Annotated in this window: 1 protein-coding gene; it reads right to left on the minus strand. The window is 44.5% G+C overall.

Annotation, left to right across the window (positions count from 1 at the left end; genetic code table 11):
• Nucleotides 1-209: hypothetical protein (locus RRF55_RS29395; RefSeq protein ID WP_439419512.1), on the minus strand; the 209-nt coding region annotated here is incomplete at both ends.

The raw sequence follows: 209 nt of genomic DNA on the forward strand, positions 1-209 counted from the left end.
GATGATGGATGTAATCCAACGCCTGTTTAAGTGCATAGCCATTGGTAAATTTTGCGGGCAGCAGTTCAGGTAAATCATCACTGTGCTTGGCTAAAGCCTGTTTGATGTATTCACGAAACTTAGGTTGCGTCAGACCTTCTGTGCTGGGGTAAATCGCAGTCAGTTGGGTTTGTGGAAGTGGCGTATGTTCTGTAATGAGTTGAATTTCG

Origin of the sequence: Klebsiella sp. K47 (assembly GCF_051858335.1) — a bacterium.
GTDB lineage: Bacteria > Pseudomonadota > Gammaproteobacteria > Enterobacterales > Enterobacteriaceae > Klebsiella > Klebsiella pneumoniae.